General features: G+C 60.2%; 9 protein-coding genes. 2 read left to right on the plus strand and 7 right to left on the minus strand.

What is annotated here, in order from left to right; genetic code table 11:
• The 3 genes from AWM79_RS25290 to AWM79_RS13950 form a co-directional block, all read right to left on the minus strand.
• A partial coding sequence (locus tag AWM79_RS25290) for a collagen-like triple helix repeat-containing protein (protein ID WP_167375429.1) occupies positions 1 to 398 on the minus strand: 398 nt, incomplete at its 3' end.
• A 208-nt stretch (positions 399 to 606) separates the two neighbouring features.
• Positions 607 to 1,278, minus strand: a complete 672-nt coding sequence (locus AWM79_RS13945; RefSeq protein WP_060783091.1) for a GNAT family N-acetyltransferase — start codon at positions 1,276 to 1,278, stop codon at positions 607 to 609.
• A 17-nt stretch (positions 1,279 to 1,295) separates the two neighbouring features.
• Entirely contained in the window at positions 1,296 to 1,742 is a 447-nt protein-coding gene (locus AWM79_RS13950; protein WP_017132324.1) for a GNAT family N-acetyltransferase, read from the minus strand.
• Between the two features lie 581 nt (positions 1,743 to 2,323).
• On the opposite strand from AWM79_RS13950, the gene AWM79_RS13955 reads away from it, so the two are divergent.
• A complete protein-coding gene (locus AWM79_RS13955) occupies positions 2,324 to 5,674 on the plus strand; it encodes a dermonecrotic toxin domain-containing protein (protein WP_060783092.1) in 3,351 nt (1,116 codons plus the stop codon).
• Positions 5,675 to 5,803: 129 nt separating this feature from the next.
• On the opposite strand, the gene AWM79_RS13960 is transcribed toward AWM79_RS13955, so the two are convergent.
• From AWM79_RS13960 to aspA, 4 genes are all read right to left on the minus strand, one after another.
• The gene (locus AWM79_RS13960) at positions 5,804 to 6,256 is read right to left on the minus strand and encodes an SgcJ/EcaC family oxidoreductase (RefSeq protein ID WP_017132327.1); all 453 of its coding nucleotides are present in this window, start codon (positions 6,254 to 6,256) and stop codon (positions 5,804 to 5,806) included.
• Between the two features lie 511 nt (positions 6,257 to 6,767).
• Positions 6,768 to 7,772: an asparaginase gene (locus AWM79_RS13965; protein ID WP_060783093.1), complete on the minus strand. Its 1,005-nt coding sequence runs from the start codon at positions 7,770 to 7,772 to the stop codon at positions 6,768 to 6,770.
• Positions 7,773 to 7,906: 134 nt separating this feature from the next.
• Positions 7,907 to 9,355, minus strand: coding sequence for an alanine/glycine:cation symporter family protein (locus AWM79_RS13970; protein ID WP_017132329.1), 1,449 nt, complete (start codon positions 9,353 to 9,355; stop codon positions 7,907 to 7,909).
• A gap of 434 nt (positions 9,356 to 9,789) precedes the next feature.
• A complete protein-coding gene (gene aspA, locus AWM79_RS13975) occupies positions 9,790 to 11,214 on the minus strand; it encodes an aspartate ammonia-lyase (protein ID WP_017132330.1) in 1,425 nt (474 codons plus the stop codon).
• 185 nt (positions 11,215 to 11,399) lie between these two features.
• On the opposite strand from aspA, the gene AWM79_RS13980 reads away from it, so the two are divergent.
• The gene (locus tag AWM79_RS13980) at positions 11,400 to 12,311 is read left to right on the plus strand and encodes a LysR substrate-binding domain-containing protein (protein WP_017132331.1); all 912 of its coding nucleotides are present in this window, start codon (positions 11,400 to 11,402) and stop codon (positions 12,309 to 12,311) included.
• Positions 12,312 to 12,522 lie beyond the last annotated feature (211 nt).

A 12,522-nucleotide genomic window follows, 5' to 3' on the forward strand; every position in this document is an offset into this window, starting at 1 on the left:
TCGCCGCGTAGACCTTGCTCCCCGCGTTCTCCCGGCACGCCTTGTTCGCCGCGCAGACCCTGCTCTCCGCGCTCGCCTCGCTGAGCGGGGGTTGTCATAAGCCTATCTATGTCTGCCCGATCTCGATGTCTTTCCTTATCGTGGTTGTCGAGCCTTTTTTTATTATCACGCACATGATCTGTCAGATTGCTTACCTCAACCCTCGTTTGTTCTTGCTGCCCTGCAAGCTCGTTCAGAAGGGTTCTTCCTTCGACATCATTAGGCGAGGGAGCGGCCCGTACACTTACATTTTCGTTGGGCAGCAGAACAATACTTTCATGAGCCTGTGCCTGCTGCATGGCCAGACCGCTGAAGGCCAGAGCGATGTAAAGGGCAGATTTATTGAAGGGTGTTGGCATGGGATTTCGACCTCCTGGAAATTTGAGGCCGAAATGTATCCATCGGTGTAATCGATAAATGTCGGGCTTTTTACCCAGCTTTTGCGAGAGAAGTCGCTGCCTTGGTGGCGATTTAGAGGTGTGTCTGGCGCGTGTGGGCGCGCGGTGGCTGAGGTATCGGCCACCGCGTTTTCAGGTTGACGGGCGCTGTACTTACGGGTTGTCCGGGTTAACCGCGGCACTCGGCCAGGGTCTTGATTTGCCCGACCGTCCCCAGGTTTTCTTCCGACAGCCAGCGCTCGAACCCGGCATTCACCGCCGGCCACTCCGAGTCGATGATGCTGTACCACGCCGTATCGCGGTTCTGGCCCTTGACCACCATGTGCTGGCGAAACACGCCCTCGAACTGGAAGCCCAGCCGCTCGGCGGCTGTCCTGGAACGGGCGTTGTCGTTATTGCACTTCCACTCCAGGCGCCGGTAACCCAGAGCGAAAGCTTCCTTGGCCAGCAGGTAGACCGCCTCGGTACTTTTTGGCGAACGCTGCATCGGTGCACCGAAGGTGACGTGGCCGATCTCGATACGGCCCTGGGCCGGGACGATCGACATCAGGCTGAGGATGCCCTGGGCCTCACCTGTGGCCTTGTCGATGACGGCGAAGAAATACGGGTCGGCGCTCGCTGAATTGCCGTTGAGCCAGTCGTTAAAGGCGTTGCGCTCCGGGAATGGGCCACAAGCCAGATAGTCCCACAGCTTCGGATCGGCGCCAGGGCCTTCCAGGGCGCGGCACAGGTCATCGCCATGGCGGGCGGGGTCGAGTTTTTCCAGGGTAATGAAGCGCCCCTCGAGTTGCCGGGTGCTGGGTAGCGGAGCGCCCCGCCAGCTGGCTACGGGTGTCGACATGAGGCTTTCCTCAAGGTTTACAATACTTTGCGAAAATGAATGAAGCCGGGCCGCTCGGCAATCCGCTCGTACAACTGGATGGCCGTGGCATTGGTCTCGTGGGTCAGCCAGTGCACTTTAGCGCAGCCGGCTTGAGCGCTCGTGACATAGACATGCTCGATCAGCAGCCGTCCGAGCCCGGCTCCGCGCACGTCGGGAGCTACGAACAGGTCTTGCAGGTAACAGGAGTCCTGAACGCTCCAGGTCGAGCGGTGGTAGATGAAATGCACCAGGCCCACCGCTTTGCCATCCTGCCAGGCCAGGGCGGCATGGGTGGTGTCATCCGGGTCGAGAAAGCGTTGCCAGGTCGACTGGTAGACCGTATCCGGCAGCTCGGTTTCGTAGAACTTCAGGTAGGCCTGCCACAAGGGACGCCAGGCGGCTTGATCGGCGGCGGTTACCGGACGGATTTCGATGGAACTCATAGGGACTCCTTAACGCATCAAATGGACGAGGGGTTGGTCCTGGCTGTTGGCACTGGCCGCCAGGTCTTGTTGTACACCGGCGATAAAGATGGGCTGACATCCCCGGAAAGTCACCAGGGCTTCACCGCCCTCGGTTATTGTAAGAGCAATTAGCGATGATTTTCATAGGTCCATTTTATGGACCCAATGTCATGCCCAGTCCTTCTTTGTCATTGCCGTTTGGCCCTGCTGGGATTTATTCGCACCTGCCGAGGGCTTCATCGCAACCGCATCGGCGAGGGTGCCTATGTGGTGCAGTCGTTGACCAAGCCTTGCTGACTAAAAGGTTGTCCACAAAAATATCCACAAAGTTTTCAACAGACTTATCCACAGTCTGGCAGTAGACAATGACGGCCTGGACTGTGCCGGCTTGCACGTGACGGTTGCGGTGGAGAGTCGGGAGCGGGAACAGGCACGATCGTGCTGGCACGCTTGAGCCAAGTCTGGAAGTGCCAGTGGCGTCGGGTATTAACCTGCTATCGCAGGTAACAGGGCAGTCGATGTTTATCTGGTTCGGGAACCCGAAACCAGGATAAATGAATATGACGTCTCCACTTCCCGGTACGACCTTGAGCGAAAGTGAACAGGCTGCGCTGGTCTACACCCTCAGTGACTGTTTTGTCCGACGACCGACCCTGGAAAGCGTGGCGCCTGGCCTTGTCCGCGACATGCTGGAGGCCGAATACCCGTCGCTGGGCGAGCGGCTCGCCCATGCCGCATTAATCCACCCCGTATCGAACCAGAATGAAGACTCCACAGTAGAATACGGAATCCTGCCCCTGACGAATTTGTTGATTGGGCGTTTTCTCGGCGAAAAGGCGGAACTGCATCCGGCGGACAGCTACCTGACGCTCTACCCGGGCGCGGAACATCCGCAGAAGTTGTCCCTGGACACAGTAAAGGTCGAGGCACTCCTGAGCGAATGGGCGCCGTTGCTGCCCGAAGCCTATAAACAGGCGCTGGTCGACTTCTGGAGCTCGCCGTTTGACCAGGAGGTCGCACCCTGGCAGCGACTTTCCGACTTTTTCGCGGTGCAATTGCGCCAGGCATGCGTGGCGCTCTCGGGTGAGGAACGGGATACCGTGCAGGCGGTACTCGATTACCCCGACCCGCAGGTACGCCGGGGCGCGCTCGGGAACCACTGTACGCAGGTCGATATTCCTATCCTCGATACCGGCATCATGGGGTCCGACCTCAGGCATTTCCAGGCACTGGTAATGAGCCGCTGGATTGGCGAGCGCCAGATCGTGTTGCTCTACACACTGTTCGGCGGGATCGAGGCCTTCGATTCCAGGCGGGCACTGGAAGAGTCCCTGTTGGCGACCTTGAGCTCTCAGTACTCGGGATTCAGGAACTACACCCCGGACGATCATGTTTTCGATGCCCTGGCCGTGAGTTTGCTGAAGCTGCAACTGGAGGCCATCGCGGCGATCAAGCCGAGTGACTATCGCGATGGCGTGACCCTCGGGCAGCGCCTGCATGAGCTGACCGGGCTGCAGGCGTTGTTCGGTGCGTTCCGTTCCGGTCACGAAGCAAGGCTCGGTCGATTACACGACTTGCTCCCTGAATGGCTGCGGCGTGCCTCGCTGGCGAATCGCACGCTCTATGGACTGCATGTGGCCTCGCTGTCAGCAGTGCATCGACAGCATGCCGGTCAGGCATTTCTCGATGGTATTCCCGACATTCACAGCTTTGCCGGCGAGTCGTTGCGCGAGAGTTTGCAAAAAAAACATCCGGAGGCTGCGGCGGTGTCGGTCGCCGACATCCGCGTGACCCTGACACCGATCGTGAGCCGTCCGCTCATCATGGGTGACAGCATAATGCCCATAGGCTTTCGCGGTGAGCCCAGGACCCAGGACTATGTCGCCATGGCACTGAGGAACCTCAAGGCGTTCCCTCTTTCCGGGGATGCGCAGGTTCACTACAAAGACCGGGCAACACCTGCCTGGATGACCTACGAAGTACTGCGCACGGCGGTGAGCGACGCCGATATCGGCGGGGCCTACCCCGAGTTGCTCAGGCAGAAGCTGCAGCGCGACCTGATCGAGCGAACACGCCAAGAAAGGCTTTTCACCGACTACCTGCGTGTCCTCCTGCCGATGTTGGCGCTGGAGCTGCAACTCGAAGGGAAACTGACCGAGACCGCCCGTCGTTATGTCGAGGCGGTGATAACCCAGGACGCTGGTGTCCGTGAGGTCCACGGCCAACACATCGTGGCCCGTCCGCTGGCCTTCCTGGCGTACCCGGATGCCACGGCGAACCGAGTGCGCAACATGTTTGTGATCGGCCCGAGAGCGACCGTTGAGGGACCGCAAGTGCTTTTTCGTCCCGGTGCCGATCAACCTCTGCGCGAGTTTGCGTCATTGGCGGGCTTGTTGACGGCCATCAAGACGGAGCAAGCGTTGCGGCAATCGGTCCTCGATGGTCTGGATGCCACGACGCGACCCATCTATGACTATGGTGGATTTGAGGAGCCGCACCTGCCCCGCGCGATTTTTTCCGACTTTGATATTCTCCCCACGCCGGCACCGGTTTCGCTCGATACCACGCCGCTATCCGGGTCATTTGGCGCGGCGTTGTTCGCCGCCAGCGTCGAGGCGTTGGTCGCACACGCCGAGGCCGATTCCGTGTCCGATGCCGAAGAACGCTGGGAGCGCTTCGCCGATCTGGGGTGGACCCTGTTCGGTGTGTTGCAGCCCTTTGTGCCAACCTCTCTGGCGAGTGCCGGATTGATTGTGCAATTGGTGTCCAGCCTCAAGACCTTCACCGATCCGAATGCGGCGCATCCCTGGGCGGCATTTGCCGACGTGTTGCTGAACCTGGCGGTGGTGCTGGTGTATCACCGTCCGCTGCTCACGGGCGCCGCCGCGACGGTGCCCCGTATCGTCGACAACGCTGTGTACAAGGAGCCGGTCGTTCGCATCACCCACCAGTTGGTCGTTGCTTCGATCCGCATGGGGCCGCATTTGTCGGTGTCCAGGCTGGTCCGGCTGGAAGAATTCAAGCTGTCGTTGTCTGAATCGCCTGGCACCTTGCTGACCGAAGGAGAGTGGCAGGGTTTGTATCAGCGTGACGAGCGATTCTATGCCTGTATCGACGGTGCCTGGTTTCGGGTGTCGCGCAAGCTCGAAGGGGTGGTGATCATCAATGACGGCCACCCGTCGCTGCAGGGCCCCTGGTTGAAACGCGACGACTCGGGGGCCTGGCAGCCAGAGCGCGGCCTGCGCCTGTTGGGCGGTGCGGGAGAGTTGAGTGTGCGCGCAACGAAGAAGTTGAAGTCGCTGGAGAAGAAGGCCCGTGACCTGTTGGCAACCTTGCCCAGGCTGCTGGCGGAGGGCAAACGCAGTGCGAGTACCGTGAGTACGCCTCGCAGCATCCAGGACATACTGGTGATCAAGGCACAGCCTTTTGAAGAGGCCATCAGGGATTTTCGCGGGTTGACCCAAGGCCTCGCGCAGTCACCGCGGTGGCTGATTGCCGAGCTGGAAGAGGCAGCGAACACCTTGACCGAGCTGGGGCTGAGCCTGCGAATCAGCTTGACCAAACAAGGATTGCCGAATGCGGCGGCGATTGAGTTCCTGATGGAGAATGAGCAGATCACGATTCGCAAGCTGGGGACCCGCCGGGATATTTCCGGTGGCAAGGGCAGCGATTTTCTTGAGGAATACGGCATTCGCGACAAGGAAGGCCATCCTTTGTGGTTTGCGCATTTCCATTACCGGACGGCAACCACGCCGGCGCCCGACTTTTCCAAGGCGCACCTCAAAACCAGGGCGCAACGTTACATGGGGCTCAACTTTCAGATCGCTCAGGAGACCGCGGGACAGAAAGTGGTGCCCATCTGGCGCGGACCGATCGACGCCAGGACGGCGGCAGCGTTCTTCCTGCGCTGAGTGGCCTGGCCGTCGCTCGAAAACATGTCGTACAGACCCTAGGAAATGCCACTCAAACAAAGGACATTTGTCTGAATATCTGGCGGACCCACCCGTGGAGAAGGCCCGCTTGTGCCGATGTCGCTCCGGTTATTTCTCCGGCATGGCCGAGGAGTGGTGTGTCGAGATTTTCCAGTCTTGGCCATCCCAGGCGTAGGTGAAGGTGTAACGGGCGGAGACGGTCGACTGATCCTTGAAGACGAAGGTGTAGGTGCCGGTGTCGATGGCCTTGTTGCAGCCGATGCGGATGGTCCGGCTGTCTATCTTGCCTACCGGTTTGTTGGCCAGGAAATGTTCGAAGTAGTCGACCCGCTCGGCATCGGTCAAACGGACCTTGTTCGAGACAGTGGGTAACAAAACCGCATCAGGCAGATACTTGTCCGCTACTTTGCGGGCATCGCCTGTTTGTAGTGCATTGTTCCAGTCATCGAACAGGCTTTCAATTTTTGAAGTTTCCACCGGAGCGCAGGCCTGCGGTTTCGCAGCAAAGGCCGATACGGAAAAAAGGCCGCACAGTGCGGTTATTGCGATATGTTTTTTCATGGTTTTCCTATGACTGTCCTGACAGCGTCTGAATAAGAAAGAGCCAATACTTCCATGACCGCACACTCGATCCGTTCGAGACGGGAGGCCTGCATTACCACGTAATGTCGGAATGTTGGCCGGGCCGTTGCGCTTTGGTTCGCTGGTGAGGGATAAATAGGACAAACGCAGAAGTCGCCACTTATGGATAGGCGTGACACTGCGTCGGCGAATTATCCGAAGGTTTCGCATTAAAGTAAGGCGCTGTTCAATACGGGTATTGATAGAGCTTCTGTTTTTTGTTGCAATCGGCGTATTTTAAATACTAAGTTAAAATAGAGTCGTTGGTGATTTGCAACTTTTACCAGCCTACCCGAGGTAATGAGGCAGGAATAGTGTAGGAATTGTATATAGGAATATTCCTACAACCATATCGGGTTGTTTGGGGCGGTCGAGTAGGACGCAGGCGTTGACCTCCAGTGCGCGGGTGCTCACTGAAGGTCGGATGCCGCCTGGTTCGGCAAGCCTTGTCTCAGCGCAATTCGCCGCACAGGTCCAGTTCGACCAGGCGTCGCACTTCAGCCAGCGCCAGGCCCGCTCCGAGTAGTGCATGCAGTTTGCCGAACGCCGCTTCGCGGGTCATGCCGCCGCCAGACAGCACGCCGATATCGCGCAAACGACTGCCGGCCTCGTAGACGCCCAGCTCGACACCGCCTTCATGGCACTGCGTGATTGCCACCACCACTATGCCCAGCTTCTGGGCCCGCTGGAGACTGGCAAGGAACGCCGGGTTATCGCTCGGTCCGGTGCCGCTCCCGAAGCACTCCAGCACCAATGCCTGGATACCGCTGTCGATCATCGCGTCCAACTGCGCGGCGGCGATGCCTGGGACTAGTGGCAAGACGCCAACAGTCGTCAGTTGTCGGGCCTGGTGGTAGCTCAACTGTGCCGGCAAGGTATCGGCTCTGGTTGCGCCACCGGTGCGATCGAGGGCTGCAAACGGATGGCGGCCAAAGCTGCGAATCTTCGCGCAGCGGGTTGGCGAGAGCATTTCGCCATGGAAATGCAGGTGTACGCCTGGCGCCAGGCCCTGGCCGAGGGCGACCAGCGCACCGCAGACATTTTCCCAGGCATCGCTGTCCGGCACGCCCGCTGGCAGCATGGAGCCGGTAAACACCACCGGAGCGCGCAGCCCCAGCAACTGGAAGCTCATGGCCGCCGCGCTGTAGGCCAGGGTGTCGGTGCCGTGTAGGACCAGCACACTGTCGCACTGTTGCTGTTCTACCGCATCGATCACCGCGTCCCGCAGGCGCAGCCAGTATTCGGGGGTCATGTTGGCGCTGTCGATCAGCGGGGCCATTTCGCGAAAACGCCACCGGGGAACGACCAGGGCCGGCTGGCTGCGCAGGTACTCGCGCATCCGCGCTTCGAAACCGGAAGCCGGAGTCAGGCCGTTGGCACTGGCCTGCATGCCGATGGTGCCGCCGGTGTAGAGCACCATGACGTGCCGCGCGGCGGGATAAGTGAGGGGGTTCATCGATGGCTCTCCTGGACAGATACACCCTGCGTCGCAGCATGCCTGCGCACGCAAGGTGTGTCACGTCGGGCGACTGGAACGCCACCCGATGGATCTTTCGCAGCGGACGGCAAGACGCCGCCCGAGGCCCGCGATCAGCGCTGAGCGGCAGGTACGCCCTGGGCCGCGTCCTGCTCGCGGGACACCGGCTGGCTCGGGGCGGACGGCCAAGCTTTCAGGTCCAGATCCAGGTCGGCGAATTTACCGGCGTCGAACACCGGCTGCTTGACGCCTGCGCGGCGCTGGTCGTCATAGTCGCGCAGTACGCGCATGCCAATCTTGAACAGCAGGGCCAGGGCGATCAGGTTGACGAAGGCCAGGCAGGTCATGGTGATATCGGCGAAGGCGAACACGGTCGACAGGTTCTGCACCGAACCCCATACCACCAGTGCCAGCACCAGGCCACGATACACCAGCAGCACGAGACGGTTGCGGGTCAGGAACTGCAGGCTGGTCTCACCCAGGTAGTAGTTGTAGAGAATGCAGGTGAAGACGAACAGAGACAGGGCGACGCTGACGAACACGCGACCCCAGTCACCGACCACCGCAGCCAGGGAGTTTTGGGTCAGGACAATGCCATCACCTTCGAAGCCTGGGGTGTAGAAGCCCGACAGCAGTATCAGCAGTGCAGTGCAGGTGCAGATTACGAAGGTGTCGAGGAACACGCTGAATGCCTGGACCACGCCCTGGGCGCCTGGATGTTTCACTGCGGCCACGGCGGCGACGTTCGGCGCGCTGCCCAGACCGGCTTCGTTAGCGAACACGCCACGCTTCACGCCCATGACGATGGCGCTGCCAAGCAGGCCACCGAACGCGGGATCAAGGCCGAAGGCGCTCTTGAAGATGGTTTCCAGCATGGCTGGAACGTGATCGATCTGGCTGCCGATCACGTACAGGGTGACGCCGATGTAGGCCAAGGTCTTGACCGGAACCAGCAGGTCGGAGACCGCGGCAATGCGCTTGATGCCGCCGAGAAAGACGATCGCCAGCAGCACGGCCAGGGCGATGCCGGTGTGGTTCGGCGAAAAGCCGAAGGCGTTCTGCAACGAGTGGGTGACGGTGTACGACTGCAGGCCGTTGAAGGCGAAGCCATAGGTAACCAGCAGCAGGATGGAGAACACCACTGCCATGCCCTTGAGCTTCAGGCCATGCTGGATGTAGTAGGCCGGGCCACCGCGGTACAGGCCATCGCCATCGGCACGCTTGTAGACCTGGGCCAGGGTACATTCGAAGAAGCTGCTGGACATGCCCACCAGTGCGGTGACCCACATCCAGAACACGGCGCCTGGGCCGCCGAGGGTCACGGCGATGCCGACACCGGCGATGTTACCGGCGCCGACGCGGCCAGCGAGGCTTAACATTAATGCCTGGAACGAACTGAGTTGGCCTGCCTGGCCGCGAAGAGACTCCTTGAAAACCGAGAACATGTGGATGAAATGGCGTAACTGAACGAAACGCGAGCGGATCGTGAAGTAGCTACCGAGCCCGACAATGAGCACGATCAGTACTTTCCCTGAGAGGAAGTCGTTGATGACTTCGAGCATGGATGGTTCCTCGCTGTATTTGACGCAAAGGAAGCTCGTTTAAAATATCGCGTTACACTTGGTGTGACTGGGCAGTGTGGGTTGGCGATAGATCATCCTGAGCTTTCGCGGATTGTTTTTAGTGTTGTTTTGCGTGTTTCGGTTCCACTGTACCTGTACCGCCGATCGCTTACGCGAAGAGCGGTGGCACCTTACCGATCAGGACCACCAACGTCCTCACGGTTTATCATTTTTCATCCTTGCCCCCTGAAACCGTCTAGAGGCCTCGTCAGTCGGTGGGCGAGTACCTCGCGCCTGCTGAACAGTGGTCAGGAGCGGTGTTGCCATGAAAAATCAGTAAAAAAAGGGCCTGAAGAGTGACCTTCAGGCCCTCAAAAGGTGAGAGGTGTCTAGTCCCTCGACCTGGTGAGCGGTGTGCGATCTGGCGCTGAGGGTCAGGCCTTCAGTGGAACCAGACGTGGAGCAATCATGTTTTCCGGACGCAGGATATCGTCGAGCATTGTATCGTCGAGCAAGCCTTCTTCGCGCACCAGTTCCAGGACGCCGCGGCCACTTTCGAGGGCGACACGAGCGATCCGGGTGGCGTTTTCATAGCCGATGTACGGGTTCAGCGCGGTGACCAGGCCGATGGAGTGTTCCACCAGTTCGCGGCAGCGTGCTTCGTTGGCGGTAATGCCGACAATGCAGTGTTCGCGCAGCATGTCCATGGCGCGTTGCAACAGGCGGATCGAGTCGAAGATCTTGAAGGCGATCAGCGGCTCCATCACGTTCAGTTGCAACTGGCCGCCTTCGGCGGCGATGGTCAGGGCCAGGTCGTTACCGATGATCTGGAATGCCACCTGGTTGACCGCTTCCGGGATCACCGGGTTGACCTTGCCGGGCATGATCGAACTGCCTGGCTGGCGCGCCGGCAGGTTGATTTCATTGATGCCGGTACGCGGGCCGCTTGACAGCAGGCGCAGGTCGTTGCAGATCTTCGACAGCTTGACCGCCGTGCGCTTGAGCATGCCGGAGAACAGCACAAAGGCGCCCATGTCGGAAGTGGCTTCGATCAGGTCGGCAGCCGGAATCAGCGGCTGGCCACTGATGATCGCCAGGCGGTCGACCGCCAGTTGCTGGTAGCGCGGATCGGCGTTGATGCCGGTGCCGATGGCGGTGCCGCCGAGGTTGACTTCAGTCAGCACTTCCGGCGCCAGGGTCTTCAGGCGGGCCAGGTCTTCGCTCAGGGTGGTGGCGAAGGCGCGGAATTCCTGGCCGAGGGTCATCGGCACGGCGTCTTGCAGTTGGGTGCGGCCCATTTTCAGGACATGGCTGAACTCTTCACCCTTGGCGGCGAACGCCTGGATCAGGCTGTCGAGGCTGGCGAGCAGGGCGTCGTGGCCCAACAGCAGGCCCAGGCGGATGGCTGTCGGATACGCATCGTTGGTCGACTGCGCCATGTTCACGTCGTTGTTGGGATGCAGATACTGATACTCGCCCTTGCTGTGGCCCATGGCCTCAAGTGCGATGTTGGCGATGACTTCGTTGGCGTTCATGTTGGTTGAAGTGCCAGCGCCGCCTTGAATCATGTCCACCACGAACTGCTCGTGGAAATCGCCACGGATCAGACGGGCACAGGCCTCGCTGATGGCGGCGTGCTTGGCTTCGCTCAGATGACCCAGCTCGCGGTTGGCGTCGGCGGCGGCTTGCTTGACCATGGCCAGGGCCACGACCAGTTTCGGGTAATGCGAAATCGGCACGCCGGAGAGGCGGAAGTTGTTCACCGCTCGCAGGGTCTGGATGCCGTAGTACGCCTCGGCGGGTACGTCGAGTACGCCAAGCAGGTCTTTTTCTGAGCGGAAAGATGCAGCGGAGGACATGATAGAAATCATCTCGAAATGGACCCGGTCGATGCCGGAACGCTGGCAATGCTAGGCTTGAGAAGATTTTTGGGCCAATGCTGTTCGGCGCTGCCCTATGCACAAACGGCATAGGGAGCAATGTGACGCATTGTGTGTGGCGAACGTGTGAACCAAAATGGTGCGCTTGGTGAAGGGAAAGGTCGATGAATCTCGAAAGCAAATGGTTGGAAGATTTCAGTGCCCTGGCGGCGACGCGCAGCTTTTCCCAGGCCGCCGAGCGCCGTTTCGTCACGCAGCCGGCGTTCAGTCGGCGGATTCGCAGCCTGGAAGCAGCGCTAGGCCTGACCCTGGTCAATCGCTCACGCACGCCGATCGAACTGACGGCGGCCGGTCAGTTGTTCCTGGTAACGGCACGCACGGTGGTCGAGCAGTTGGGCGAGGTAGTGCGTCATCTGCATCACCTGGAAGGCGGGCAGGGCGAGGTCATGCAGGTGGCGGCGGCGCACTCTCTGGCGCTGGGGTTCTTTCCGCGCTGGATCGCACAGTTGCGCAATGAAGGGCTGAATATCGCCACGCGGCTGGTGGCGACCAACGTTGGCGATGCGGTCCATGCGCTGCGCGAGGGCGGTTGCGATCTGATGCTGGCGTTCTACGACCCGGATGCGGCGTTGCAGATGGATTCGGAGATCTTCCCGTCGCTGCACCTGGGACATACCGAAATGCTGCCGGTGTGCGCGGCGGGGGCGGACGGCGAGCCACTGTTCGATCTGGAAGGCGAGGTCAGCGTGCCGTTACTGGCCTACAGCGCCGGGGCGTTTCTCGGGCGCTCGGTGAACCTGTTGTTGCGCCAGCGCAACCTGCGCTTTACCACGGTGTACGAGACGGCCATGGCCGACAGCCTCAAGAGCATGGCGCTGGAGGGTCTGGGTATCGCCTGGGTACCGCAGTTGAGCGTGCGTGCCGAGCTGGCGCGGGGCGAACTGGTGGTCTGTGGCGGCGCACAATGGCATGTGCCGCTGGAGATTCGCCTGTATCGCTGCGCGTTGGTGCGCAAGGCGAATGTGCGGTTGTTGTGGCGCAAGCTGGAAGGCGGCGCGGCGCAAGGTGGTGTCTGAGTAGTGTGGTGGGGGTGTGGTTTTTGTTGATCTGGAAGTCAGGTAAACCGGCCTTTAGCGGCTAAAATCCAGCAAACGACAGATGGTCGCGGAAAGTGCGTATCGCGCAGAATTTTCGGTATACTGCGCGGCCTTCGGCCGGTTCGTCCGGCCATCATTCGCATAACAAGCCACGCCGGTCTTCCCGCGTGGCTTGTTGTTTTTTGACGCG

Source organism: Pseudomonas agarici (assembly GCF_001543125.1).
Classification (GTDB): Bacteria; Pseudomonadota; Gammaproteobacteria; order Pseudomonadales; family Pseudomonadaceae; genus Aquipseudomonas; species Aquipseudomonas agarici.

What these genes read in the sequence shown, in the direction of transcription:
- AWM79_RS13945 (WP_060783091.1), bottom strand. Translation starts at nt 1,278, where the DNA reads ATGTCGACACCCGTAGCCAGCTGGCGGGGCGCTCCGCTACCCAGCACC.
- AWM79_RS13950 (WP_017132324.1), bottom strand. Translation starts at nt 1,742, where the DNA reads ATGAGTTCCATCGAAATCCGTCCGGTAACCGCCGCCGATCAAGCCGCC.
- AWM79_RS13955 (WP_060783092.1), top strand. Translation starts at nt 2,324, where the DNA reads ATGACGTCTCCACTTCCCGGTACGACCTTGAGCGAAAGTGAACAGGCT.
- AWM79_RS13960 (WP_017132327.1), bottom strand. Translation starts at nt 6,256, where the DNA reads ATGAAAAAACATATCGCAATAACCGCACTGTGCGGCCTTTTTTCCGTA.
- AWM79_RS13965 (WP_060783093.1), bottom strand. Translation starts at nt 7,772, where the DNA reads ATGAACCCCCTCACTTATCCCGCCGCGCGGCACGTCATGGTGCTCTAC.
- AWM79_RS13970 (WP_017132329.1), bottom strand. Translation starts at nt 9,355, where the DNA reads ATGCTCGAAGTCATCAACGACTTCCTCTCAGGGAAAGTACTGATCGTG.
- aspA (WP_017132330.1), bottom strand. Translation starts at nt 11,214, where the DNA reads ATGTCCTCCGCTGCATCTTTCCGCTCAGAAAAAGACCTGCTTGGCGTA.
- AWM79_RS13980 (WP_017132331.1), top strand. Translation starts at nt 11,400, where the DNA reads ATGAATCTCGAAAGCAAATGGTTGGAAGATTTCAGTGCCCTGGCGGCG.